Raw genomic sequence first — 25,843 nt, 5'->3', positions numbered from 1 at the left:
TAGTTCATTTGTTTTGAGTTGGCTTCCTAAAAAACATTTTTATAACAAATGTTACTTTAACATTAATCTATTTTTAATGTTGGATACGAATCATAACACTATGTTAATTCTTTTCAAGTCCTTTAATAACATCTAGGTTCTAGTTTCGCAGCAAATCAAACTAAAACACAAATGAAAAAGATTTACTTAATAGTAACATTCCTGTTTTTAGCCTTGTCAGGTTATGCCCAAAAGGCTATAATCTCAGGAAAAGTATTAGATACTGATGATAAGCTTCCTTTACCGGGAGCAATGATTCAAATTGTAGGTGAAAATAAATATACCGTTTCAGATTACAATGGTCATTTTGAACTACTTAACATTAATACTGGTACCTACCAGTTGCAGGTAAAATATATTGGATACACTGCCATCACAAAAGAAATTACGGTTGAACAAGGTAAAAATAACGTAATTGATTTTGCGCTTAAAACTTCCGGAACCGAGTTGAACGAAGTAGTGGTTGGAGACATTTTAAAAGGTCAGGCAAAAGCTTTAAATCAACAAAAAAACAACAAAAATATCGGAAACGTAATTTCATCTGACCAAATGGGACGTTTTCCGGATGCTAACGTTGGAGATGCTTTAAAGCGTGTTCCGGGAATTACCATGCAAAACGATCAGGGTGAAGCCCGTAACATCATTATCCGAGGTCTTGCTCCATCATTGAACTCGGTTACTCTAAATGGAGACCGAATTCCATCGGCAGAAGGAGACAACAGAAATGTACAAATGGATTTGATTCCGTCTGATATGATCTCGACAATTGAAGTCAACAAAACCCTGACTCCCGATATGGACGCAGATGCTATTGGAGGTTCTGTAAATTTAATTACAAGAGCTACACCAAACGGAGAGCGAATCTCTGCTACGCTGGCAGGTGGTTATTTACCAATACGCGAACATGCTTCCTACACCGCAGGATTGGTTTATGGAAATCGTTTTTTAGACAATAAACTTGGAGCTGTTTTTAGCGGATCGTATAACAATGTAGATTACGGATCTGATAATATCGAAAACGAATGGGTAAAAGATAAATTCGGAAATGAATACTTACAGGCATCAGAGATTAGAAAATACGATGTACAGCGTATTCGTCGCAGCGGATCTGTGGCGTTAGACTATAAATTTGATGAAAACAATACCATTTTTGCCAACGCTATTTACAACTGGAGAGACGACGGAGAAAACCGTTTCAGAACTACTTACGACGATATCCAGCCAATTTATAACGGTCAGCAAATTACTGCATTTAAAGGACGTGTAAAACGCCAGACGAAAGGCGGAGTAGATAATGACCGCAACAAAAACAGAAGATTAGAAGATCAGCGCGTTCAGAATTATTCGATTCGTGGAGAGCATTTAATCAACTCTAAACTGGACTTAGACTGGTCTGCCAATTATGCAAAAGCCCGAGAATACCGTCCGGAAGAGCGTTATATCGAATACCGTCAGAAAGGTGTAGATATGACTCAGGATCTATCAGATATCCGATTTCCTTTAATCACAACAACCGGAGAGGCTCTAAACAAATTCAAATTTCAAACGGCTACCGAAAATACGAATGAAACCAGCGAAAGTGAATTTGGAGCAAAAATTAATATCCGTTTCCCTTTTACAATTATTCCATCTGAAAAAGGAAGATTGCGAACCGGAGTTAGACTTCGATTGAAAGAAAAAGAAAGAAACAATAATTTCTTTGCTTACACACCTATCAACACGGATATGGCTTTACTTTCGCAAGTTCCAAATAGCTATTACGACGGTCAAAACTTTAATCCGGGAAGCAAATATGTACCGGGGAGTTTTGCTTCGACTAACTTTTTAGGAAGTTTAGATTTAAACAATACCGCATTATTTAACAAAAAAGCGGATCCCTCAGAATTCCTGGCTGTAAATTATAATGCCAAAGAAAACATTTATGCCGCCTATGTAAGATGGGATCAGGATTTTAACGATAAGCTATCTATGGTTTTAGGTTTTCGTGTAGAAAACACTCGTATTGATTATACCGGAAACCGCGTCTTGGATGAAGAGAAATTAGAGAACCAAATCAATACGACCAACTCTTATACTAATTTATTGCCAAGCATCTCTTTCCAATACAATGCTACCAAAGATTTAGTTTTAAGAGCGGCTGCTACTACAGCTTTGGCAAGACCGGACTATTATGCACTGGCTCCGTATGTAAACAATATTGCTGCCGAAAAAGAAATCATGGCAGGAAATCCAGATCTTGACGCTACCTACTCTTACAATTATGATTTTATGGCCGAAAACTATTTCAAGTCGGTTGGATTAATTTCGGGAGGTGTTTTCTACAAAAAACTAGACAACTTTATTTACAATTACAGTGACAACCAATACACTGCTGCAAAATTTGCTACAGATTTCCCAAATCAGGTAAATCCAATTCCGGCAGGTGAAAACTGGTCATTTTTACAATCCAGAAACGGAGAGACCGTTGATGTTTATGGTTTTGAAGTCGCTTTTCAGCGTCAGTTAGACTTCCTTCCTGGTAAATTTCTTAAAGGATTTGGTATTTATCTGAATTACACTTATACCAAATCTAAAGCAAAAGGGATTGCAGATGAAGATGGAAACGAAAGAAACAACATTAGTCTTCCGGGGACCACTCCACACATGTTTAACGGCTCTCTATCTTGGGAAAACAAACGTTTTTCTGCCAGAGTTTCAACCAATTTCACTTCCGATTATTTAGATGAATTAGGTTCTGAATCTTACAAAGACAGTTACTATGATAAACAATTTTTTGTAGATGCAAATGCTTCTTTCAAAATTACACCTAAGCTTCGTCTTTTTGCTGAAGCGAATAACTTAACCAATCAGCCGTTGCGCTACTATCAGGGTGTTCAAGCACATACCAAACAAGCAGAATACTATCAGGCCCGATATAATTTTGGTTTGAAACTTGACTTATAATACGCTATTTAAAAATCCTTACATTGGACAGAACTTAACGGTTCTGTCTGATTGTATTAAAATAAATCCATAATGAAAAATAAAACGATACTAGCCTTTTTACTTTTAAGTACTTTATTCATTGCTTGTAAAGAGGACAAGCTGGCACCTGTTGCTGCAAATGCTGTAAAACCAACCGTTATTACCGAAGCCTTACCTCACGACACCGACGATCCTTCAATCTGGATTCATCCAACTGATCCTTCTAAAAGCATCATTGTAGGCACTGATAAAGATTCAGACGGCGCTTTGTACGCTTTTGATCTAAAAGGAAAAATCATTGCAAAATCTGAAGTTTTAAAACGTCCTAACAATGTTGATATCGCTTACGGTTTAGTCGTAGATGGAAAAAAAATCGACGTTGCCGTAACTACAGAACGGGAATCAAATAAAATAAGAATCTTTAGTCTACCAGATTTAAAAGCTATTGATAATGGCGGAATTTCTGTTTTTGAAGGCGAAGCATTGCGCGACCCAATGGGAATTGCTTTGTATACACGAAAAAGCGACGGTAAAATTTTTGCTATCGTAGGCCGAAAATCAGGACCATCAGGAAGCTACTTATGGCAATATGAACTTTCAGGAAATGGAAAGTTTGCTACAGCCAAAGTCGTTCGAAAGTTTGGCGCTTACAGCGGAAAGAAAGAAATCGAAGCTATTGCGGTTGACAATGAACTAGGAACTGTTTTGTATTGTGACGAACAATTCGGAATTAGAAAATACAAAGCCGATCCGGCTTTAAAAGACAACAAAGAACTCACAATTTTTGGTAAAATAGGTTTTAAAGCGGATAATGAAGGAATCGCAATTTATAAAAAAACAGATTCTACGGGATATATTTTAGTTTCAAACCAACAAGCAAATACTTTTATGGTGTATCCGAGAGAAGGAGCAAATGGAAATCCGAATAACTATCCTCTATTAGCAGAAATCCCAACATCGACTATAGAATGCGATGGTGCCGATGTGACCAGCATAAATTTGGGAGGCAATTTTAAAAACGGCCTGTTTGTAGCCATGAGCAACGGAATGACGTTTCATTACTACGCCTGGGATTTGATCCAGAAACGTATCGATGAGAAGAAATAAGTTGGCAGTCGCAGTTGGCAGTCACAGTTGGCAGTCGCAGTCGCAGTTGGCAGTTTCTTAACTGAGACTGAACACCGAGACTGAAAACTGACACTGAAAACTGAGACTGAGACTGAGACTGAGACTGAGACTGAGACTGAGACTGAATACCAAACAAAAAAGCTGTTCATAACGAACAGCTTTTTTTAGTTTGAATTAGTAATCTTCCTTATTCTATGATCGGTGCGCCAGCCAAAATTTCGGCATTAGCAAATTCTTCAAATTTCGCGAAATTAGCTTTGAATTTCTTAGCCAATTCAACCGCTTTTTTATCGTACAATTCAGGATCCTCCCAAGTATTTCTTGGATCTAAGATTTCATTTGGAACGTTTGGACAAGTTTCAGGCTGTGCAATTCCAAATACTTTATGATTTTTAAAGGCAACGTTATCCAATTCTCCGTTTAAGGCAGCGGTAATCATGGCACGTGTGTATTTTAATTTCATACGGCTTCCTGTTCCGTAAGGACCACCTGTCCAACCTGTATTGATCAACCAAACTTTTACATCGGCTTCTTCCATTTTTTTAGTTAGCATTTCTGCGTAACGTGTTGGATGTAATGGCATAAATGGTGCTCCAAAACAAGCTGAGAAATTAGGTTGTGGTTCTGTAACTCCTGCTTCAGTTCCTGCAACTTTAGCTGTATATCCTGAGATAAAATAGTAAGCAGCCTGTCCCGGAGTTAGTTTTGAGATTGGAGGCAAAATTCCGAAAGAATCAGCCGTTAAGAAAAATATATTCTTAGGATTATGTCCAATAGAACCTGGCTGAATATTGTCGATATGAGTGATTGGGTAACTCACACGAGTATTTTGAGTGATTGAAACATCATCGTAATCTACTTCGTTTGTTCCCGGTTTGAAAACCACGTTTTCTAAAAGCGCTCCTTTTTTGATCGCTCTAAAAATGTCCGGTTCATGTTCTTCTGTAAGATTAATTACTTTTGCATAGCAACCACCTTCAAAGTTGAAAACAGTATTTTCTGCAGTCCAACCGTGTTCATCGTCTCCAATTAACTTACGTTGCGGATCTGCTGATAAAGTAGTTTTTCCTGTTCCTGATAATCCGAAGAAAATTGCAGTATCTCCAGCTTCACCAACATTGGCACTACAGTGCATTGGTAATGTATTTTTGAAAACCGGAAGAATGAAGTTTAAAGCAGAGAAAATTCCTTTTTTCATTTCTCCAGTATAACCTGTTCCTCCAATAAGTGCGATCTTTTTAGTAAAATCTAAAATAGCAAAATTAGACTGACGTGTTCCGTCTACAGCTGGATCTGCCATAAAACTAGGAGCACAAACTACTGTCCATTCCGGAGTAAAATTAGCTAATTCTGACTCTTCTGGTCTTAAAAACATATTGTAACAAAACAAATTAGACCATGCTGTTTCAGTAACAACGCGAACATTTAGTCTGTAATTAGCATCCGAGCAAACATAAGAGTCACGAACAAAAACTTCTTTATTCGATAAAAACTGCGTTACCTTGTTGTATAATCTTTCAAAAGCATCCGGTTCAAAAGAAATGTTTACATTTCCCCACCAAACCTGATCTCCGGTAATACTATCTTTTACAATATAACGATCCTGAGGAGAACGTCCTGTAAATTCGCCCGTATTAATTGCCAATGCTCCCGTGGAGTTCTCAACACCTTGACCTGATTGCAAAGTGATCGCATGCAATTCATCTGCAGATAGTTGATAGCGAACTTTTGCATTTTCAATTCCTAATTCTTTCAGCGAAATCGATTGCGTGAAAACTGTGTGACTGTCCATAAATTTTTAGTTGTGTGTGATGTTTAAGAGAAGCAAAATTATATAATTTATTATTAAACCATTAAAAAAATTTAAATTTCACTTTTATTTATATTAATTAAGTAAAATTTAACCTTCCAAAATGAATAAAACAAAAAAATAAGTGCCTCTAATTCATTTTCTTATATCCCTCTAAATGAATTTGTTATATTATTCTCACATTAAAGTAAAAAACAATAGAAACTCACATAAACAAGATTATATGTTATTTATGAGACAAAATTAAAGATTAATTTTTAGATAGAATTTTTTATTCGGTATTTTATGATTTTCTCCTCAAAATCGTAACAAATAACAACGCCCAGGCAATAATTAATAAAAAACCACCCACAGGTGTTGCGAATACGATAATTTTAAAATCAAAAACAGTGAAGCTTTTTGTGGCTAACAAATAGATAGATCCGCTAAAAAGAAGTACACCGGCAACAACTAAATTATAGATTGTTTTAACCGTTTTTTCGGCAATATCTTTTCTGGTCGAAAGAAAAAGTAAAAACAAAGCATGGTACATTTGGTAACGAACGCCAACTTCAAAAGTGTTTAATTCTTCTACAGACAAGTATTTCTTCAGTAAATGCGCACCAAAAGCGCCTAAGATAATAGCCAACATTCCCATAAAAGCTCCTGCCAAAACAATTCTTCTTTTCATATTTTCTATACTTTCGATTCTCACACAAAAATACTTCAATCGTACTTAAAAAGCATTTTACTTTTGAAAAATATTTTTCAGAAAAAAGAATTCCCCGTTTTTTGGCATTAAAAAAAAATATCCAATATTTTTCCGAAATTAAAATTGTTATATATTTAACATTTTAATATATTTGTGTTATAAATATAAAATATGAGAAGCATTTTAATCATTGGAGCCGGTAGATCTGCGTCGTCCTTAATACGCTATTTACTAGCAAAATCAGAGAGTGAAAACCTACATCTTGTTGTAGCAGACCTTTCTTTGGCCTTAGCCGAAAAGAAGACACAAAAACATCCTAATGCGACTCCAATTGCTTTAAATATTTTTGATACCGAAGAAAGAAAAGCAGCAATCGAAAAAGCTTCTATCGTAATCTCGATGCTGCCTGCACATCTACATATCGAAATCGCCAAAGACTGTCTTCAATTTAAAAAACACCTGGTTACTGCTTCTTATATCAGTGATGCTATGCAGGCACTGGACGAAGAAGCCCGAAAAAACAATTTGGTTTTCATGAATGAAATTGGTCTCGACCCCGGGATCGATCACATGAGCGCCATGAAAGTCATTGATGAAATCAGAGCCAAAGGTGGCAAAATGCTGCTTTTTGAATCATTCTGTGGTGGCTTAGTAGCCCCTGAATCCGATAACAATTTATGGAACTATAAATTTACCTGGGCTCCTCGAAATGTCGTTCTGGCGGGACAGGGAGGCGCAGCAAAATTTATTCAGGAAGGCACTTATAAATACATTCCGTACAGCGCATTATTTCGTCGTACCGAATTTCTGGAAGTAGAAGGCTATGGGAAATTTGAAGCTTATTCTAATCGGGATTCTCTTAAATACAAATCGGTTTACGGTTTAGACAATGTTTTAACGTTGTACAGAGGAACCATCAGAAGAGTTGGCTTCTCGAAAGCATGGAATATGTTTGTACAACTAGGCATGACAGACGACAGCTACATTATGGAAAATTCCGAAAACATGAGCTACCGTCAATTTGTGAATTCCTTTTTACCGTATCATCCAACCGATTCTGCAGAAATTAAAACACGACTGATCTTAAAAATTGATCAGGACGATATAATGTGGGACAAACTTTTGGAACTGGATCTATTTAATCCTGACAAGAAAGTAAACCTACCCAATGCCACTCCTGCACAGATATTAGAAAAAATACTATCCGACAGCTGGTCTTTAGAACCTAATGATAAAGATATGATTGTCATGTATCATAAGTTTGGCTATGAGCTCAATGGAGAGAAAAAGCAAATTGACTCAAAAATGGTTTGTATTGGAGACGACCAAACCTATACCGCAATGGCAAAAACCGTTGGATTACCGGTGGCAATGGCAACGCTGTTAATTTTAAATGGAAAAATCACAACTCCGGGCGTACAACTCCCTATAAAAGAAGAAGTTTATCTGCCAATTTTAAACGAGTTAGAAGAACACGGGGTTATTTTTAATGAACAAAAAATGCCCTATTTTGGATATAATCCGGATTTGTTCTAAGATCCGGGTTGTTGTTTTTTAGAATTTTTTTTTTAGTTTTTTATTTTATCCGCTTCCAGAACATGGAAGCGGATTTTTTTTTGAAAAAGCGCGGAGGTACAGAAAACCAAAATTTGAATCCTGAGCTAATTTGGCTAAAGCCACTCAGCTCATCATTTAAACCTCCAGCTAAAGCTGGAGGCTATTCTATTCAAAAGAAAACCTTCAACTTCTCTCTATCCCTTTGCAACTTTGTACCTTGTACCTTTGTACCTCTGCGCCTTTAAAAAAACCTATTTTTCAGGCTGAACCGTAATTGGCAAACTGTAAATTACTCTAACCGCTTTTCCCTGTTGCGTTGCCGCAGTCCATTTTGGCGAAAGCTTCAGTACACGGATAACCTCATTCCCTATTCCATAACCTGAATCTTTAATTGTTTTGATATCCGACAAACTCCCATCTTTTTCAATAGTGAATTGCATGTATGTTTTTCCTTCAATTTTATTTTTTCCAACTGCTGCCGGCATTTTGAAATTCTTCCCTATAAACTTATAAAACGCTGTCATCCCACCAGGATATTCAGGCAATTTCTCGACATCTTCCAGCACGTAAAGATCCTTCTCTTTCACTTCTGCTTTACCAGACTTTTTTTGAGCTACCACATTAGTACTAAAAACAAACAACAGCAAGGCATAAATTGTACCTACAGTAAATACTTTCAACACAATTTTAATCGGGGATTCTTTTTTGGTCATCATAAGTAAACGTTTTTTAGTTATTAAATAGTTGATATTACTCGCCAGAGCAACAGTGTTTTTATTCGAAGCAAAATCAAGTAACAAATGCTGATAGCTTTTGATGGCACCAAACTGCACATTTACAGCCTCATCGGCCAAAAATTCATGATTAAGCTTGATGGCTTTTTTATAGAGAAAAAGCAACGGATTGAACCAGAAAACGATCTGCAGTACCTCAACAAAAAGAATATCCAAAGTATGTCTCTGTTTTAAATGTGCTTTCTCGTGAGCTATTAATTCTGAAGGAATTTTTCCGTTTTCGAACTCTGTTTTATTAATAAAGATCGATTCCCAAAAAGAGTATGGCAAGCCGGACTCCTGAAGCAACACTATCTTTTGCCCATTTACAAACCGTACTTCATTGCACTGTATCCTCTTACGAAACGAATTAAGCCCCAGAACAAACCTGGCCGTCAACACCAAAAATACTGCACTGTAAACTGCAACAATCAAAACCAGCAGAAAATCATTAGCCGAAATTGTACTAAGACGCTCATTGTTTTTTTGAAGTACGATTTCATCTAATTGAACCAACCCAATTTTAGCAGATACAAACGATCCAAACGAGATAAGCTGTAGCGGAATCACAAAACTAAAAACCAAACTCGCCAGCAAATAAGCGCGATTAAAACGAAACATTTTTTCGTTTTCCAGTACCAATTTATATACTGCATAAAAAACCAAAAGCAGTATTCCCGATTTTAAAAGATAGCTTATCATTTTTTCTTTTTTTGAATTTCTGAATCTATTATTTTTCTGAGTTCTTCCAGTTCGGTAGTACTTAAATCCGTTTCGGTAGTAAAAAAAGAAGCGAATTGTGATGCCGAATTATTAAAGAAACTACTAATTAACCCATTAACATGTTTAGAGAAATAGGCTGTTTTTTTAACCAAGGGATAATATTCCCTTGAATTCCCAAATTCATTGTAAGCAACGAATTTTTTATCGATCATTCGTTTCAAAAGCGTCGCAACTGTTGTTGTTGCCGGTTTTGGCTCCGGATACGCTTCAAGCAAATCTTTCATAAAAGCTTTTTCAAGCTTCCAGAGATGCTCCATTAATTGTTCTTCTGAGTTTGATAATTGCATATTCTAAAGGTTCTAAGGTTCTGAGTTACTAAGGTGCTGAGTTTTTTTGCCACAGATTGAAATGATTTCTCCTGCGCGCTACACTAATTCTATGCTCTTTCTTCTTTACTCTATTCTCTTGATTCTATTCTCTTGATTCTATTATCTTGATTCTTTATTCTCCACCATCCGTTCCGAAATCAACTCACCGTTGTCGTATTCCTTAACTTCGATTAATTTCCCTTTATCCGAGTAAAACTTCCAATCTCCAAAATAAAACCAATGTGTTTCTACCGAATTGGTTTCAATTTTTGTTTTCCCTTTCGATTGTACTTTTCCGTTTTCGTAATAGTATTTCACATAGCAGATTCCGTTTTTATATTTTTCTGTTTTATAGATTTTCCCGTCTATATACGATTTCCACTTTTTTACAGGCTGATCGTGTTTGTAATATTCAAACGATTTATAAATCGTACTGTCCTGTTTGTAATTGTCAATCCAGACACCTTCCCTTTTCTTATTAACAACCTGATTGATCGGTTTGCTTTTGCACCCTAAAAGAACTAACCCACAAAATAACAAGATTACCAGCTGCCTCATTTGAATATTTTTACTCTACAATTATAGATACTGTTCTACAAATGTAGAGTTATTTTTTTAATATGCAAGAATTTTTTGAAAAAGGTGCTGAGATTCTAAGGAGCTAAGGTTCTGAGGGTTTCTTTTTTGAGATTCAAAGGTTTAAAAGGCTCAAAGGTACAGAAATGCAAAGGTGCAAAGGTTAAGAGAAACAAGATCTGAATTGCCTCCAGCTTTAGCTGGAGATTGTAGAAATATAAGGCATTTAATGGCTTTATCCGAATTTTACACAAAGACTTAAAAATACAAATCCGGAATTTATTTGGCTAAAGCCAATTAACTAATCCTTTTAAACCTACCTACAGCTGAAGCTGTAGGCTATTCAATAAAAAGTTTCAATTTTCCCGTCCCTCTGAACCTTTGAGCCTCTACACCTTCTCCACTTTGAACCTTTGAACCTTTGAACCTTTGCATCTCTGTACCTTTGAACCTCTTTTCCGCGTTAGGGATAGAGGCGGTATCTCCCGATTTAGAAAAACAAGGCTTTTTAGCCGTAGTTTTTGCTAATCGGGAATATAGCCGAAAGCCCGACCGAAGGGAACGCCCAAAAAAAAATCCGCTCATTTCTGAACGGATTTTGCATCTTAAGATTTATTTTTTTACATCTTAGCGAACCAAAAAAAACAGCGAGCTTAGCGTAAATCGTTGCGTTCTTTGCGGTTAAACTACTTCGAAAGCTCTACAAAATACTTATAAAACAACGGAATAGTTTCGATTCCTTTTAAGTAATTGAAGATTCCAAAATGCTCGTTTGGCGAGTGAATTGCATCACTGTCTAAACCGAAGCCCATTAAGATTGTTTTACTTTTTAATTCTTTTTCAAACAAAGCTACAATCGGAATACTTCCTCCTGAACGAACCGGAATTGCCGGAACTCCAAAAGTTTCTGTATACGCTTTGTTTGCCGCCTGATATCCAATACTGTCAATTGGCGTTACATAACCCTGACCTCCGTGGTGTGGCGTTACTTTTACTGTAACTCCCGCCGGAGCAATGCTTGTGAAATGCTTTGAAAAAAGTTCTGTGATCTCTTCCCAATCCTGATTAGGCACCAAACGCATCGAGATTTTAGCAAATGCTTTGCTTGCAATAACCGTTTTTGCACCTTCTCCAGTATATCCACCCCAGATTCCGTTAACATCTAAGGTTGGACGAATAGAATTACGTTCGTTAGTTACATATCCTTTTTCACCATAAACATCATTTAAGTCTAAGGCTTTTTTATATTTTTCTAAGCTAAAAGGCGCTTTTGCCATTTCGGCTCTTTCTTCAAGAGACAATTCCTGTACTTTATCGTAGAAACCTGGAATCGTAATATGATTGTCTTCGTCATGAAGCGAAGCGATCATTTTTGCCAGAATATTTATTGGGTTCGCTACTGCTCCTCCGTATAAACCAGAATGTAAATCGCGGTTTGGACCTGTAACTTCCACCTCAACATAACTCAAACCTCTTAAACCTGTCGTGATCGACGGCTGTTGATTAGAAATCATTCCGGTATCTGAAATTAAGATGACGTCATTTTTTAGTTTTTCCTGATTGCGCTCTACGAACCACGCTAAACTTGCCGAACCTACTTCTTCTTCTCCTTCGATCATGAATTTTACGTTACATGGCAAAACATTGTTCTGAACCATGTATTCCAACGCTTTTACGTGCATGTACATCTGACCTTTGTCGTCGCAGGCACCACGAGCGAAGATTGCTCCTTCCGGATGAATGTCTGTAGTTTTGATCACAGGTTCGAATGGAGGCGAAGTCCATAACTCTAAAGGATCTGGTGGCTGAACATCATAATGTCCGTAAACAAGAACAGTTGGTAAATTTGGGTCGATTATTTTCTCTCCATAAATGATTGGGTAACCCGGAGTGTCGCAAATTTCGACAAAATCGCAACCTGCTTTTGATAAACTTTCCTTTACTGCTTCGGCAGTATCGATAACATCTTGCGAGTATGCAGTGTCGGCACTAACCGACGGAATCTTTAATAATTCGATCAACTCGTTGATAAAGCGATCCTTATGTTCTTGAACGTAAGACTTTATATTTTCCATTTAAATTATTTTTATAGAAATCCAAAAGTACAAAAAAGAGAATTAATATTTTTTTTCAATTTTTTCGTTTTTTTTCTTTGAATATTCGAAGTTATGTCTATCTTTGCACCCACAATTGCCGCGGATATGGTGAAATTGGTAGACATGCCAGACTTAGGATCTGGTGCCGCAAGGCGTGTAGGTTCGAGTCCTATTATCCGCACCGAAAAAAAGCTTCTGAGAAATCAGAAGCTTTTTTGTTTTTTGGGATATTCAAAATGTTTAATTATTCATACGAATTCTTTTATATATTTGACCTGATTACAGGCAAAAGAAATCCATTTAAATACAAACATCCAATTTTAGCTTCTTATGGAAGACCAAGAACACAATAGTTATTTCAAAGACAAACTGACAGAACTAGAAAGTGCTTTAATCAATGCAAAATCACAATTAAGCACAGACACGAAAAATATTCGTGTTTATTATGCAATTGTTGGACTAGGAACATTATTTTTAATATTACATTATAGCTCCGTTCTTATTATGCCGACTTGGTTAGTTATTACTGTTTGGATACTTACAATTTTTTTATTATTAGCCGCTTTTGGGACCGATGTTAGTAAATCAAAATTTGAAGTTGAAAAATTTGGAACAATTAAAAGAATTTACTTAGGCTTTCCTGACAATGATAAACCTGAATATTTTGATAGTTTAGTAAAAATCAATGTAGAAAATTTAGCTGCTTACTATTCATTAGTTAAAACTCATACTTCTCTAAGCTTTAAAGTTTCACTATTAATAAGTATCATTGGGTTTATATTAATAATTAGCGGATTAGTAATTGGATTCAGATATGACGATAAGATAATTGGATACATCGCATCAGGAACAGGCATAGTAACCGAATTTATTTCAAGTGTGTTATTTTATCTTTACAACAAAACTGTCAGACAATTAAAAGAATATCATGACAGTTTAATTAATGTTCAAAATATCCTTCTTTCATTTAAACTTATAGAGAACACTTCTGACGAAAAATCAAAAGCCGAAATGGTAACAAAGATGCTAGAATATTTAGTTCAAAAAAAATAATTACAATGACTTCCAATCTCTCAACGAAAGAGAAACCGCATTATAGAAGCTCAACCAAAGATTGGGTGCTCGCTGCTAAGTCCCCTAAACACAACTTAAGCCCATTATTTATCATTTGAAGGAACAAGAAATCACATTAGAACATCTACAAAGATTAACAACATTCCACGCGGAGTTTCGTGCGTGATTTCTCCCTTCGCTCGAAATGACAAACCAGATACAAAAACCTTTCTTCACTTCACATCCAAATAAGGATCTAAAACTTCTGCCAATTTGTTCAGCCAGTAAAAATGATCATCGATGCAACTTAATTCAGACTGTATTGTTTCACATTCCCTCATTACACATAAAGAAAGCACATGATTCACTTGACGAATACTCTTTGCCATATCTTTAGGATCAATCGCATTATTAAAAAAATCCATTAATCTGGTTTCGGTTTCTTTTGAGAAGTTTTCTGTTGTCATGATTTCTAAATTTTAAGAATACCACAAAAATCCACCAATTTCATTTTCATTTAGACGCATATATGAGTCCATCTCTATTTTATTTTTTCGTATAGAAAAAGCCCGTGTAATCAGCACGGGCTTTCATCATCATCAATCGAAAAAAAAGTCAGGATCATCACTCCCTGACTATGAGGTTATTTTAAAGACATTCTCAACCAATCCAAACCTTCTTTTTACACACTCGTAATTCGACAAAGATTGACGACATTTGGAACGGAGTTTCTTGCGAAGATTTCTCCTTTCGTCGACATGACATAAAATGAGGAAAAAACTTTGCGCCTTCGCGCCTTTGCGAGATTAAATCTTCAAACAAATACCTAAGATCTCTTAACTGATCTAATCCTTCTTTTTACACACTTGCAATTCAACAAAGATTGACAACATTTGGAACGGAGTTTCTTGCGTGATTTCTCCCTTCGTCGAAATGACATAAAATGAGGAAAAAACTTTGCGCCTTCGCGCCTTTGCGAGATTAAATTCACTAGCTAATCCAAATTTTCTTTTTAAACAGATTTGCCGTGTGCCTTAAATGCTGGTTCAAGCCAATCAAAACCACCAAAATCACTAAACTATACCCCACAACGGTATAAATTTCCATATCCGATAATAAGGTAGCCTGCTTGGCAACGGTAGTAAAAACCTTTTTCAAGGCCAATGTATTAGCATTATCGGCCGAATATCCTTTTGCTATAAAACTCTGCGTTGTTGCAGCAATGGTTTGCTGTGCTTCGGGATTCTCGTCTGTTACAAATTGACTTAATTTCAGAAAGTGTTTTTTATTCAGGAATACTTGCGCATTTTGCATGATACAAAACCCGATAGTACTCCCCCAAAAACGTCCTGAGACTCCAATAATTCCAGAGGATGTCATCAATTTCCCCGGAACAGCCGTAACCGTAAACAAAACCAAAGGCACGAATAAAACCCCAACCGCGATCCCTTGCAAAATATAAGGGATCAAGATATCCGACAGCGAAACATCGGGCACGAACAAAAACGTAAACCAAAAATGATATACCGCCAAAAGCGCAAAACCTATCATAAATATGTATTTGGTCGCCATAGATCGCATCAGAAAAATAGCCGCTAAAACCAACCCAATTACATTTCCAAGTCCGTTTATATATTGCACTCCAGCAACACGCGACGGATCCCAATTCCAAATCGTAAACATTACACTATGACACAAACTCAAAGTCGCTCTGGCAATGTAGAACAGAAAAAATAACAGAAACCCAATTCTCAGATTCGCATATTTAAAAACCTCAAAATTAAAACTTGGTCGTTTTACCAGCAATTGTCTAAAAATAAACAAACCTCCCGTAATGAGACATATTATTAAAGAAAGAATCAATTGAGAAGATTCGAACCAGTATTTTCTTTCGGCATACACAAAAAAATAAGCCCCGGTTATTATCGACGTCAACACCAAAACAAAACTCAGAAAATCAATTTGATACAGCGGAATTTTTTTAGTGATTCGGTGGCTGTTAAAAGTCATCAGAATCAAAAAGACATTAATAACCTGAAGCATTCCCGAAACATATAGCATGTATTTCCAATCGTAATGATCGAGGAACCAAACCGCAATGTTCATAATAAAGGGCGTCGCCAATAAAAGCGATCCGTAGTAAAACGAAAACCCAATTATAATGGCGTTTTTAGAATTAAAACGTTCTACCAGCAACTGCCTCAAAATCATTACCGGCAAAGCCATCAAAATTCCTTCGAGGACTCTTAACATGATAAAAACCGCAAAATTGGTCACATATCCTGATGCAATTATCGTTACGGCAATCAAAACATACAACATCATTAAGTAGGTTTTTGCCGGGAAATAATTCGAAAACCTACTCTCGATAAGGATCGTCGCCAGTAAAGTTCCGTAGGTCACACACATGGCAAACTGCAGATCCTCGGCTTCGATATCCAGAAAACTCGCGGCATAGGTCACGTTCGAACTGTAAACCCCCAATAAAATCATGGAATGCAACAGGCACACAAACAAGATAATAATGATCGCCCAATTAGGAACCCAGGACTTAAAAATACTTTTATCTTCCATTTTATTGGTGTTCGGCAATAACCGTAATATTCATTCCGGCTCTTAAGAAGTCGGCTTGTTTGTCGGTTTCTTTTAATTGAATTCGAACCGGAATCCTCTGTTCTATTTTCACAAAGTTTCCTGTGGCATTATCAGGAGGCAATAACGAAAATCGGGCACCACTGGCAGGCGACAATGATTTAACAATTCCTGTAAATTCTTTATCCTTTAAAGCATCAGCCTTAATTTGAACTTCCTGACCTACGGTTAAATATTGTAACTGTGTTTCTTTAAAATTTGCAGTAATCCATTTCTCTTTACTCACAATCGAAAGTAATGATTGCCCTTCTTTAACCATTTGTCCCGGCTGCAAAATTCTTTTTCCAACCCAGCCGTCATAAGGAGCCGTGATTACGGTGTACGAAAGAAACAATGCCGCGTTATCAGCAACAGCTTGCTTAGACTCAACAACCGTTTGTGTGGCAGGAACATTTGCCTGCGCCTGAGAAGTGCTTAAATTGGAAGACTGTATTCTTTCTCGCATTTCCTGAAAATGCGCCTGTGCCGACTCATAATCGGCTTTTACTTTTTCTAGTTGCTGAGAAGTAGCTGCCTCCTCTTTCACAAGAGCTTTGTATCGATCGTACTCTAATTTTGTTTTCCAAAGATTGGTTTTCGCCACCTCCAATTGCGACTCTCCAATTGCGGTTGAACTTGCTGTTGTCGCCACATTTTTCTGGGCTACCACACTGCTTTGTTTCGCACTTTGAACATCAGCCAAAGCCACATTCAGCTTTGATTTATACTCTCTGTTATCAATCACCACCAAAGTATCGCCTTTGTGTACAAACTGATTTTCTTCAAAACGAACTTCCTGAACATAACCCGTAATTCTGGACATAATTGGCGTAACGTATTGCTCCACCTGAGCGTCATTGGCCTCTTCATGATTCTGACTGAACACATAAAACCAAATTCCTAAAATGACTCCGCTTACCACCAACAGGCAGGCAATTATTGTTATAATGATATGAAACGACTTGTTTGCTCTGGTTTCATTTTTAATCTTTACCATAAATTCTATATCTTTTTCTATTCTCTTGCTTCTATTTTCTTTCTTCTATTCTCTTTTCTCTTTTCTCTTTTCTCTTTTACCTTAAATCTCACTTGGCAACATTCCCGCTGTACGCAGCAGTTCATAATGTTTCATCACAGCATCGATTCGGGTAGAGATTTTATTGTATTTTGCCTGTAACAGCGCATTGTCGGCATCTACCATTTCGGTGATCAAAACCAATTGATTCAGGTATTTTAGTTTTACAATTCGGTAGTTTTCATTGGCCAGCTCCTCGGCTTTATCAACAACTTTAAACTTCTCCACGATTTCCTGATATTGCGTGTGATTACGAAACAACTCGTCTTGGATTTTATCTTTCACAATCTCAGACTGCATTTCCTGCCATTGAATCCTCGTCGTCGCCATCTGCACTTTGGTTTTATTTTTATACAAACCCGAAAGATCAAAACTAGCTTCAATTCCCACCTGACCTAAAGTATATAAGTATGGATTTGGAGGAAAAAATTTGTAGTTAGGATAATTAAAACTATAGTTTCCAAAGAAATTAATACTTGGGTAATAATTCCCCTTTGCCAATTTCAGTTCCGTTTTTTTGATCGCTATTTCCTGGCTTGAGATTCGCATTTCTTCGTTCTGCAAAGCATGATTCATATACATTTCATAAGGATCAAGGCCTTGCATTTCATCAATATTTGCCGTTGTGTCGATTGTTATTTCCTCTCGCTCCGGCAACTGAAGCAGTGTTTTTAAATCATGCAGCGCAATTTTGATGTTTTTAGAATTCGTCAAAGCGTTCAACTCACGGTCCGAAAGCTGCAATTCTGCTCGCAATACCTCATTTTTGGTCACCGTTCCGTGTTTTTTCAAGGATTGAACTTCTTTTAACCGATTTTGCTCTTCTTTGATATTTTCGTCAATGATTTTCTGAAGTTCCATCATTTTATAAATCCCTAAATAAGTACCGATCACCTCTAACTCGATATCATTTTCAGTCTTCTCCTTTTTGATTTGAGCAATTTGATTTTCCTGATTGGCAATTTTAATTGCATTGTTGATTTTATTCCCAACATACAACGGCATTTTAAACGTAGTTCCAACCTCGTAAATTTCAGGGATGGTCCTGGTAACTTCTTTGCCTTTTAAGAAACCTCCTTTAAATTCGGTAATGTTGGTAATTCTCGAATAAGCGCCGTTCATCTCAATTTCAGGTAGTCGTAACTCTTTGTTTTCTTTGATATTTTCTTCAGAAAGTGTTACTTCGAGTTTAGATTTGAGAATGTTTCGGTTATTCTCTTTCGCAATTTTAATCGCCTCATTTAATGAAATCGATTTTACTTCTTGCGCTTGTAGTATCGTGAATCCAAGGAAAAATAAAGCATAAGCCATATTTTTCAGGAAACACTGTAGTGCGGAAATCTGTTTTTTAAGGAACATGAATACATAAATAATTTATGATGCAAAGTTCCTGCATTTTTTTGGTGACTGATAATTCTAAAAAGTCAATAACATATTCATTTCGGACAAATATTGAAATCTTATTTTTCGAAAACACTATATTAAAACGCTGGAAAACAATTTATTACAAAATATATTTAGATTATGATTTTTCACGCAGATTTTAAAGGATTTAAGCTGATGAAGCTGATTTTCATTCTTCCCTCTCGCAGATTCCGCTGATTGAGCAGATTATTAAAGAGTTAAAAAAATCTCCTAAATCTGCGAGAGAAAAATTTTTAGCGTGAAATAACGAAATCTGTCAAATCAGCCTAAATCTGAATAAATCAGCCTAAAACAAAATTTTTACTTTTGCTCCAAAATCTCTTCACCGTTTAAGTAATCGGAAGGTCTTTGCCCTAAAATCTTAAAAAAAGTATTACTGAAAGTTGGAACACTACTATATCCAACTTCTTCGGCTACCTCTTTAACCGAAAGTTTTCTATCAAGCAGAAGCTCTATGGCTTTTAGGATTCTCCTAATCGTATAATATTGAATAAAGGACATGTTGAGATCTTTTTGAAACAAACGATACAAAGAGCGTTCGCTGTATCCAAATTCATGCGCAACATCTGCAAATAGAATAGTTTCTCCCAGATTATTCTCAACATAGCGCAGAATCTTACCCAAACGCGGATCTTTTGGCTGCGGTAATTCTAAAGGCAAGTTGGTCAGACAAATTTGAGGTAATATTGCTTTAATCGCCTTGGCAATGGCAAAATTCGGGCTTCCTTTTTTAAGATCACCATTCCATCGATTGGTAAAAAGCATCATTTGCAACAATAAATTATTGACCGGATAAATTCCTTCGTTCTTGTAAAAAACATCTTCGTCTTTTTCAACCGGAAAATACAGGTTTCGCATCGTTACATTTTCCGACTTCGGCTCGATACTATGCTCCACCCCACTCGGAATCCAAATAAAATGACGTGCCGGCAAAAAGTAGGTTTTGGTTTCGGTCGTTACAAAAACAACATCTCCTTCAGCATATAGCAATTGCGCTTTGTCGTGTTTATGCGTAGGCACAAACAATTCGCCCATCAAATCGTGGTGACAGTAAATGCTTTTTTTATCGGCATCTACTTTTTTGATGTAATACTTATCTAATTTCTGACCGGAATATTCCATTGGAGTTTATACAATGTTTTTGCAACTTTAAATATAAGAAATTTAAATTCCAATTGTTTGAAATACCAAATTCCAAAGCTGAACCATTAAGTCTTAACCACAAAGTTCGCAAAGCTAAATTAAAACTTTGCGAACTTTGCGTAAATCTTAGCGCTCTTTGCGGTTAAATACAAAAAACAAAAAAGCCTTTCCGTTAAGAAAGGCTTCTCCCAATATTGCGGTCTGGACGGGACTCGAACCCGCGACCCCATGCGTGACAGGCATGTATTCTAACCAACTGAACTACCAAACCGTGCGTTATTGCGAGTGCAAAAATACAACAGATCTTTGATTCTACAAGCTTTTTTTGCGAATAAATTTCAAGAAATTTTTAATTGATTAAATTCCAATATTTTAAAATTTACCCATAAAACCAAAAAGAAGAACTTTCTTTCTTTTTAAACCTCAAAGAACGCAAAGTTGAAAGCACAAAGGATTCGAATCTTAAGAAATTTTGCGATTAAATTTCAAATCTGATAGATTTCAAATCCAAAACACATTCTTAATGACCCATCAACCAAACACCTCTATTTTACCAATAATTTAATAATTTCTTTACATTATAATCAAAAAATAATAAAATAAAGTTTTTATATCAAAATAAATTTTCAATATTTGTAGGAATAAGCTTTTACCATAACATTACAGACACAAATCCCAAGTGTCTTAAAATGATTGGGAATTAATCAAACAAAAAAACCACAAATTATGTTAAAAAGATTAAACCTAAATGGCGCCGTAGAACTAACTATTACTGAATTAAAATCCATCAATGGTGGAGACCCTACATGTCCACCACCAGACACAAGTGCAGGTTGCTTTAGCGGACCATCTCATTGCCCAAGTTACGGCTACCCAACATGTGTACCGAAAACTCCTAATATATAATAGTAATATTTAATTTCTTTATAAAAAGCAAAGGGCGCAAAGTTTAAAAACTTTGCGCCCTTTGCGGTTAATCCAAACAAGTAAAAACAAAAAATCCGCAAAGCTTAAAAGAACTTTGCGGACTTTGCGTAAATCTTAGCAAACCTTGCGGCTAATCCAAACAAATAGAAACAAAAAATCCACAAAGCTTAAAAAAAACTTTGCGGACTTCGCGTAAACCTTAGCGCACCTTGCGGTTAAAATCAGAATAGCCTTAAATCAAAAAAGCCATCCACAAAAGTGGAAAGCTTTTCATTGGTCTAACTACTAAACCAGCTACGAGTTACAAAGTCGTAGCAAAACAACACAACTAATCTTAGATACCGTATTTGGGCAAAAAAGCCTTTCCGTTAAGAAAGGCTTTTCCCAATATTGCGGTCTGGACGGGACTCGAACCCGCGACCCCATGCGTGACAGGCATGTATTCTAACCAACTGAACTACCAAACCTCTGCGTTATTGCGGTTGCAAAGATAGTACAGAATTTCGTTTCTGCAAGTGTTTTTCGAAAAAAAATTAAATAAATTTTCAAAATTTTAGCCAAAGTTTTGTTTTTCAACTAAATATGTCGTCAATATTTTTTCAAAATTATCTCCTACATTCACCGAAACGTACTTAATTTGATTCTTTGCACAAGTTAAAGACAATTTCTTAAAGTACTCCTCTGCCCTTTTTTCGTATTCTGCTTTTACATTATCCGCGAAAAGCGAGACTTCTTCACCTGATTCTAAATCAATAAACTTACGCGGCGTGTTATCAAAATCAAATTTAAGCTCTGTTTTATCATCCACCACATGAAACAAAACTACCTTGTGCTTGTTGTGTTTTAAATGCTGTAAAGCGTTAAAAAGCTTATCATCATCTTCTGACTGGAACATATCCGTAAACAGAATGATCATCGAACGACGGTGAATCTTCTCAGCGATTTGATGCAGATACGTAATGGTATCCGTCCTTTTTTTGGCTTTTGGCTGCTGCAGTAACTCTTCCAGTTTATTGAGTAACATTCGATGATGACGATCACTTCCTTTTTCGGGAGCATAATATTCATAGCTGTCTGAGAAAACACTCAACCCTACGGCATCACGCTGCTTCTTAAGGATATTCATTAAAACAGCCGACGCCAGAACAGCAAAACCAATCTTCTTCTCATAAAAAGGCTGATTTGATCTGAGTTCCGGATAATGCATCGACGACGAGTTATCTACAATTAAATGACATCGTAAATTGGTTTCTTCCTCAAAACGTTTTGTATACAAACGATCTGTTTTGGCAAATAATTTCCAATCGATGTGTTTAGTGCTTTCTCCGGCATTATAGACTTTATGCTCCGCAAATTCAGCCGAAAATCCATGAAACGGACTCTTGTGCATTCCCGAGATAAACCCTTCTACCACCTGATTCGCCAACATTTCGAGATGCTGAAAACTGGAGACTTTCTCTATTTCCGATTCAATTTTCATTCGGTTTCTTTTTTAATATTTTGTGCGCGGTACAAACCATCGGTTGCCTGCAATAATTTTCTTTTCAAAATCGGACTAAACTCCGGATTCTCTTTCAGGAATCGCTGTACTTCATCAAAAGCATATTTCGACGAATATTTTCCAACCGTATTATTCAGCCAGTCTTTTGGAAAAAAGATATCTCCGGTACGCTGAATTTCTTCCACCAAATCTAACGAAAATCGAATGTACTTTTGAGCACTTTCCTGGCGTAACGGATGATTTATATTCGCCAAACCTACAGAAACCCAAGATTCTTTTTCTCTGTTCTCGTCGTCTTTTAAGGATAACACAAAAGCATCACGAACCGATTCGTCTTTCGATAAAGAAGGAAGCAGGAATTCAAATCGTTTTTGCTTGTCCGGATTTGCAATCGTGGTACTGGTTTTATTTAAAATCTCATCCGCTTTTTCATGCTTAAATATAGCCAAATTCATCGCCATATTGGTATAATCATCTTCATTGAGTTTTAAACCCGGAATCACGGTTTCTTTATTCCAAATTTTATACAATTGTTCCTTATCAGTAGCGGAGTAGGCAATTGAACTAAATAAATTGAACAAAGTTTTCTTTATATTACTTGGCAAATTGGCCTGCAAACGCGCATATACAATAGCCGAAAGCTCTTTTTGTCTTATGTTCTGCTGTTTTTCGGTCAGGAACTTCCAGAATACCGCACTGGTTTGGTTGGTGATAATTTTCAGAACCAATTCGTTTTGTTCCTGTTGAATTCCTTTTAAAAAACAATCAAATGCTTTCACAGGAGCAATATTCCCCGTTAAAGTATTTTCGTAAATATTAATATAAGTCGAAGCTCTTGCTACCTCATCTTTCAATGTTAAAACAGACTCTAAACTATTCCCGTCAAGCGGAAAAACACCGTATCCAAAACCATTATAGTTGTAAATAACAGCCAATGGTTTCTCAAGTCCAAGGGCTTCTTTCAGGGACAGACTTTTGTCTTTTATAGTAGCACTGATCACTTTTACATTGTTGGGATAAACTAAACCAATATCAAAAATCTGAGGCCACACATTTGCCGATTGATCTTCTGCCTGCTGCGTAATTTCGAAAGCCGAAATTCGATTTTGAGCATCGTATTTGATTTGATCTTTAAAAATCGCTCTTCCCGATTTATTCACCCAAACCTTACTCCATTTTTGCATATCAAGAGGCGTTTCGGCATCAAGAATTTCTACCAGATTGTTCCAGTCGGCATTATCGTTGGCATATTTTTTAATGTACTTCTCGATTCCTTTCTGAAAAGCTACTTTTCCCATAGAAGCTTCTAACTGACGCATCATTATGGGGGCTTTGTTGTAAATAATGGCTCCATAAAGTGATCCTGCATTTTTAAGATTGGCTAAATTTTGCTTGATCGGATGTGTTCCTAACGAACGATCTTCAGCATAAGCATTTGGATAATGAGCCGTTAAAAACTGTAGATTATGATTGACTTTCGGGAAAATCGGATTCATAATTTTGTCTGCCATAAAGTTGGCAAATACTTCCTTCATCCAAACATCATCAAACCATTTCATAGTCACCAAATCGCCAAACCACATGTGCGAAGTTTCGTGTGCAATCAATTTGGCACGGTCTAATTTCTCACTGTCTGTCGCGCTATTATCCAAAAACAAAGTTGATTCTTTATATTGTATCGCCCCTACATGCTCCATTCCACCATACTGAAAAACTGGAATTGAAGCAAAATCCAGCTTCTGAAATGGAAACTTATAACTAGTATATTTTTCCAGAAAATCTAACGATTGCTGGTGTAAATTAAAGATAGTATCGGTGCTACTTTTTAGTTTCTCTGCATTGTTCTCGCGATACAGCATCGTCATTTCCAGATTACCGGGTTTCTTCGTCACGCTTTTGAATTTCCCCGCTACAAAAGAGAACAAATAAGTACTCATTTTATCCGATTCTCCAAAAGTATAAGCTGTAAACTCTCCTTTCTCCGTTTTTTCTTTCACATCGGCTCCGGCCAAAACTGACCAGTCTTTAGGAACAGTCAAACTCAACTTATAAGTTGCTTTGATATCCGGCTGATCAAAACAAGGAAATAATGTACTTGCCCGATCCGGAACCAATAAAGTATACAAGAAATCATCATTTCGGTTTAAGGATAGATTTCCTGCTATAAAAGAAATAGCAATTCTGTTTTTCCCTAAAATCAAATCTTTAGCAGCAATAATAACATGTCCTTTCTCATGAACAATAGTATTGTTTTTATTATTAACCTGAATCGATTTTATGTTCTGATTTTTCTCTTTAAAATCCAAATACAAAGGTTCACTCAAATTTGAAATTGTCAGGTCTAAAGTCAAAATCGAATTGATTTCCTGTTGTTTTTGCTGCGGAATCTCAAAAGAAAGTCCGTAAGTTACATTTGAGATTTGTTTTTTTCGAAAATGTGCCATTTGTTCTGAGACACCGTTTTCTAAAATCAATTTTTCGTTTGATTTAGACTGAGAAAAACCAAATGACGCCATCGTCAGAAAACAAAGAAAGCTGTAGAAAATTTTCATTTTTAAAGGAATGTTAGATCTGTAAAAATAAAAAAAGTTCGCCACGAATTCCACAAATTAGCACGAATTAAAATTCTTTTGCCACAGATTATACAGATTAGGATGATTTCTTTTTAAATCGTGAAAACTAGTTTAATCTGTCGCAAAAAAAATAAACCTCATTTTAATTCGTGGAATTCATTTTTAAAGTGAAATTAATTAGCGCTAATTTGTGTAATCGGCGGCAAAAAGACAAATAAAAAAGGTCCGACTTCCGTCGAACCTCTTTTATATAAATTATAATCTTTCGATTACAACAAAGCGTCTAAACTATCTGCGTAGGTTTGTTTCGGAGCTACTCCTACTTGTTTTCCTACTACTTCACCGTTATGAAAAACCAAAACGGTAGGTATGTTACGCACACCATATTTTGCAGCAAATTCCTGGTTAGCATCTACATCTACTTTACCAACAACTACTTTACCTGCGTATTCATCGCTTAATTGGTCAATGATTGGTCCAACCATTCTACAAGGACCGCACCATGCTGCCCAAAAATCTACCATTACTGGTTTGTCTGATTTCAAAACTACTTCATCAAAAGTAGCATCTGTTATTGCTAATGCCATAATTTCTTGTCTTTTAAAATTATCGTCTGAATTGTTTCGTTTCAAACTAGACCACAAATTTAAAAATTAAATGCAAATGAAACACCATAACCAAATTAGTTTTCATTATAAATGTATTGTCATTAATTATATTAATCCGAAAACCCAAAATCATAAGTTTTAACCTACACTAATATCGGTTTTTATCTTTTTAGGGAAACGTC

The 25,843-nt window shown here is 36.2% G+C and carries 18 protein-coding genes and 3 tRNA genes; 5 read left to right on the top strand and 16 right to left on the bottom strand.

Going from position 1 to position 25,843, the window contains the following annotated elements; translation table 11 throughout:
* Positions 1 to 171 precede the first annotated feature (171 nt).
* Both OGZ34_RS06410 and OGZ34_RS06405 read left to right on the top strand, forming a co-directional pair.
* The gene (locus tag OGZ34_RS06410; RefSeq protein ID WP_263362493.1) at positions 172 to 2,982 is read left to right on the top strand and encodes a TonB-dependent receptor; all 2,811 of its coding nucleotides are present in this window, start codon (positions 172 to 174) and stop codon (positions 2,980 to 2,982) included.
* A 72-nt stretch (positions 2,983 to 3,054) separates the two neighbouring features.
* A complete protein-coding gene (locus OGZ34_RS06405; RefSeq protein ID WP_263362492.1) occupies positions 3,055 to 4,110 on the top strand; it encodes a phytase in 1,056 nt (351 codons plus the stop codon).
* Between the two features lie 208 nt (positions 4,111 to 4,318).
* Here OGZ34_RS06405 and pckA read toward each other — a convergent pair whose 3' ends face one another.
* Together pckA and OGZ34_RS06395 are read right to left on the bottom strand one after the other, a co-directional pair.
* On the bottom strand, positions 4,319 to 5,923 hold the full coding sequence (gene pckA, locus OGZ34_RS06400) for a phosphoenolpyruvate carboxykinase (ATP) (RefSeq protein WP_263362491.1): 1,605 nt from the start codon (positions 5,921 to 5,923) through the stop codon (positions 4,319 to 4,321).
* Between the two features lie 301 nt (positions 5,924 to 6,224).
* A complete protein-coding gene (locus OGZ34_RS06395; RefSeq protein ID WP_173964805.1) occupies positions 6,225 to 6,611 on the bottom strand; it encodes a DUF423 domain-containing protein in 387 nt (128 codons plus the stop codon).
* A 192-nt stretch (positions 6,612 to 6,803) separates the two neighbouring features.
* Between OGZ34_RS06395 and OGZ34_RS06390 the strand changes: the two genes are divergently transcribed.
* Positions 6,804 to 8,168, top strand: a complete 1,365-nt coding sequence (locus OGZ34_RS06390; RefSeq protein ID WP_173964806.1) for a saccharopine dehydrogenase family protein — start codon at positions 6,804 to 6,806, stop codon at positions 8,166 to 8,168.
* 272 nt (positions 8,169 to 8,440) lie between these two features.
* On the opposite strand, the gene OGZ34_RS06385 is transcribed toward OGZ34_RS06390, so the two are convergent.
* The 4 genes from OGZ34_RS06385 to OGZ34_RS06370 form a co-directional block, all read right to left on the bottom strand.
* Entirely contained in the window at positions 8,441 to 9,664 is a 1,224-nt protein-coding gene (locus tag OGZ34_RS06385) for a M56 family metallopeptidase (protein ID WP_263362490.1), read from the bottom strand.
* Positions 9,661 to 10,032, bottom strand: a complete 372-nt coding sequence (locus tag OGZ34_RS06380; protein WP_263362489.1) for a BlaI/MecI/CopY family transcriptional regulator — start codon at positions 10,030 to 10,032, stop codon at positions 9,661 to 9,663. Before OGZ34_RS06380 ends, OGZ34_RS06385 begins: the two co-directional genes overlap by 4 nt.
* Before the next feature lie 141 nt (positions 10,033 to 10,173).
* The gene (locus OGZ34_RS06375; protein ID WP_263362488.1) at positions 10,174 to 10,611 is read right to left on the bottom strand and encodes a toxin-antitoxin system YwqK family antitoxin; all 438 of its coding nucleotides are present in this window, start codon (positions 10,609 to 10,611) and stop codon (positions 10,174 to 10,176) included.
* A gap of 704 nt (positions 10,612 to 11,315) precedes the next feature.
* A complete protein-coding gene (locus OGZ34_RS06370; RefSeq protein ID WP_173964810.1) occupies positions 11,316 to 12,704 on the bottom strand; it encodes a dipeptidase in 1,389 nt (462 codons plus the stop codon).
* A gap of 120 nt (positions 12,705 to 12,824) precedes the next feature.
* Here OGZ34_RS06370 and OGZ34_RS06365 point away from each other — a divergent pair.
* Both OGZ34_RS06365 and OGZ34_RS06360 read left to right on the top strand, forming a co-directional pair.
* Positions 12,825 to 12,906, top strand: a tRNA-Leu gene (locus OGZ34_RS06365).
* A 149-nt stretch (positions 12,907 to 13,055) separates the two neighbouring features.
* Positions 13,056 to 13,778 (top strand): TRADD-N-associated membrane domain-containing protein, encoded by a 723-nt coding sequence (locus OGZ34_RS06360; protein ID WP_263362487.1) that lies wholly within the window; start codon positions 13,056 to 13,058, stop codon positions 13,776 to 13,778.
* A 233-nt stretch (positions 13,779 to 14,011) separates the two neighbouring features.
* On the opposite strand, the gene OGZ34_RS06355 is transcribed toward OGZ34_RS06360, so the two are convergent.
* From OGZ34_RS06355 to trxA, 10 genes are all read right to left on the bottom strand, one after another.
* Positions 14,012 to 14,245 carry a hypothetical protein gene (locus OGZ34_RS06355; protein WP_263362486.1) on the bottom strand — a complete coding sequence of 78 codons (234 nt, stop codon included), beginning with the start codon at positions 14,243 to 14,245 and terminating at the stop codon, positions 14,012 to 14,014.
* A gap of 523 nt (positions 14,246 to 14,768) precedes the next feature.
* On the bottom strand, positions 14,769 to 16,352 hold the full coding sequence (locus OGZ34_RS06350; protein WP_263362485.1) for an efflux MFS transporter permease: 1,584 nt from the start codon (positions 16,350 to 16,352) through the stop codon (positions 14,769 to 14,771).
* 1 nt (position 16,353) lies between these two features.
* Positions 16,354 to 17,406 (bottom strand): HlyD family secretion protein, encoded by a 1,053-nt coding sequence (locus OGZ34_RS06345; RefSeq protein WP_263362484.1) that lies wholly within the window; start codon positions 17,404 to 17,406, stop codon positions 16,354 to 16,356.
* A gap of 81 nt (positions 17,407 to 17,487) precedes the next feature.
* Positions 17,488 to 18,843: a TolC family protein gene (locus OGZ34_RS06340; protein WP_263362483.1), complete on the bottom strand. Its 1,356-nt coding sequence runs from the start codon at positions 18,841 to 18,843 to the stop codon at positions 17,488 to 17,490.
* A gap of 366 nt (positions 18,844 to 19,209) precedes the next feature.
* Positions 19,210 to 20,031, bottom strand: coding sequence for a helix-turn-helix transcriptional regulator (locus OGZ34_RS06335; RefSeq protein WP_263362482.1), 822 nt, complete (start codon positions 20,029 to 20,031; stop codon positions 19,210 to 19,212).
* 218 nt (positions 20,032 to 20,249) lie between these two features.
* A tRNA-Asp gene (locus OGZ34_RS06330) sits at positions 20,250 to 20,323 on the bottom strand.
* Positions 20,324 to 21,372: 1,049 nt separating this feature from the next.
* Positions 21,373 to 21,446 (bottom strand) — tRNA-Asp (locus OGZ34_RS06325).
* Positions 21,447 to 21,532: 86 nt separating this feature from the next.
* Positions 21,533 to 22,459, bottom strand: a complete 927-nt coding sequence (locus OGZ34_RS06320) for a DUF58 domain-containing protein (RefSeq protein ID WP_263362481.1) — start codon at positions 22,457 to 22,459, stop codon at positions 21,533 to 21,535.
* On the bottom strand, positions 22,456 to 25,032 hold the full coding sequence (locus OGZ34_RS06315; RefSeq protein ID WP_263362480.1) for a M1 family aminopeptidase: 2,577 nt from the start codon (positions 25,030 to 25,032) through the stop codon (positions 22,456 to 22,458). Before OGZ34_RS06315 ends, OGZ34_RS06320 begins: the two co-directional genes overlap by 4 nt.
* A gap of 290 nt (positions 25,033 to 25,322) precedes the next feature.
* Positions 25,323 to 25,640: a thioredoxin gene (gene trxA, locus OGZ34_RS06310; RefSeq protein ID WP_012023423.1), complete on the bottom strand. Its 318-nt coding sequence runs from the start codon at positions 25,638 to 25,640 to the stop codon at positions 25,323 to 25,325.
* Positions 25,641 to 25,843 lie beyond the last annotated feature (203 nt).

Source organism: Flavobacterium collinsii, from assembly GCF_946903285.1.
GTDB classification, from domain to species: Bacteria; Bacteroidota; Bacteroidia; order Flavobacteriales; family Flavobacteriaceae; genus Flavobacterium; species Flavobacterium collinsii.
Note: the sequence above shows the minus strand (reverse complement) of the source record. Positions and strands in the feature narration are given on the sequence as shown.

What these genes read in the sequence shown, in the direction of transcription:
- OGZ34_RS06345 (WP_263362484.1), bottom strand. Translation starts at nt 17,406, where the DNA reads ATGGTAAAGATTAAAAATGAAACCAGAGCAAACAAGTCGTTTCATATC.
- trxA (WP_012023423.1), bottom strand. Translation starts at nt 25,640, where the DNA reads ATGGCATTAGCAATAACAGATGCTACTTTTGATGAAGTAGTTTTGAAA.
- OGZ34_RS06390 (WP_173964806.1), top strand. Translation starts at nt 6,804, where the DNA reads ATGAGAAGCATTTTAATCATTGGAGCCGGTAGATCTGCGTCGTCCTTA.
- OGZ34_RS06355 (WP_263362486.1), bottom strand. Translation starts at nt 14,245, where the DNA reads ATGACAACAGAAAACTTCTCAAAAGAAACCGAAACCAGATTAATGGAT.
- OGZ34_RS06340 (WP_263362483.1), bottom strand. Translation starts at nt 18,843, where the DNA reads ATGTTCCTTAAAAAACAGATTTCCGCACTACAGTGTTTCCTGAAAAAT.
- OGZ34_RS06395 (WP_173964805.1), bottom strand. Translation starts at nt 6,611, where the DNA reads ATGAAAAGAAGAATTGTTTTGGCAGGAGCTTTTATGGGAATGTTGGCT.
- OGZ34_RS06375 (WP_263362488.1), bottom strand. Translation starts at nt 10,611, where the DNA reads ATGAGGCAGCTGGTAATCTTGTTATTTTGTGGGTTAGTTCTTTTAGGG.
- OGZ34_RS06315 (WP_263362480.1), bottom strand. Translation starts at nt 25,032, where the DNA reads ATGAAAATTTTCTACAGCTTTCTTTGTTTTCTGACGATGGCGTCATTT.
- OGZ34_RS06370 (WP_173964810.1), bottom strand. Translation starts at nt 12,704, where the DNA reads ATGGAAAATATAAAGTCTTACGTTCAAGAACATAAGGATCGCTTTATC.
- OGZ34_RS06410 (WP_263362493.1), top strand. Translation starts at nt 172, where the DNA reads ATGAAAAAGATTTACTTAATAGTAACATTCCTGTTTTTAGCCTTGTCA.
- pckA (WP_263362491.1), bottom strand. Translation starts at nt 5,923, where the DNA reads ATGGACAGTCACACAGTTTTCACGCAATCGATTTCGCTGAAAGAATTA.
- OGZ34_RS06385 (WP_263362490.1), bottom strand. Translation starts at nt 9,664, where the DNA reads ATGATAAGCTATCTTTTAAAATCGGGAATACTGCTTTTGGTTTTTTAT.
- OGZ34_RS06405 (WP_263362492.1), top strand. Translation starts at nt 3,055, where the DNA reads ATGAAAAATAAAACGATACTAGCCTTTTTACTTTTAAGTACTTTATTC.
- OGZ34_RS06360 (WP_263362487.1), top strand. Translation starts at nt 13,056, where the DNA reads ATGGAAGACCAAGAACACAATAGTTATTTCAAAGACAAACTGACAGAA.
- OGZ34_RS06320 (WP_263362481.1), bottom strand. Translation starts at nt 22,459, where the DNA reads ATGAAAATTGAATCGGAAATAGAGAAAGTCTCCAGTTTTCAGCATCTC.
- OGZ34_RS06335 (WP_263362482.1), bottom strand. Translation starts at nt 20,031, where the DNA reads ATGGAATATTCCGGTCAGAAATTAGATAAGTATTACATCAAAAAAGTA.
- OGZ34_RS06380 (WP_263362489.1), bottom strand. Translation starts at nt 10,032, where the DNA reads ATGCAATTATCAAACTCAGAAGAACAATTAATGGAGCATCTCTGGAAG.
- OGZ34_RS06350 (WP_263362485.1), bottom strand. Translation starts at nt 16,352, where the DNA reads ATGGAAGATAAAAGTATTTTTAAGTCCTGGGTTCCTAATTGGGCGATC.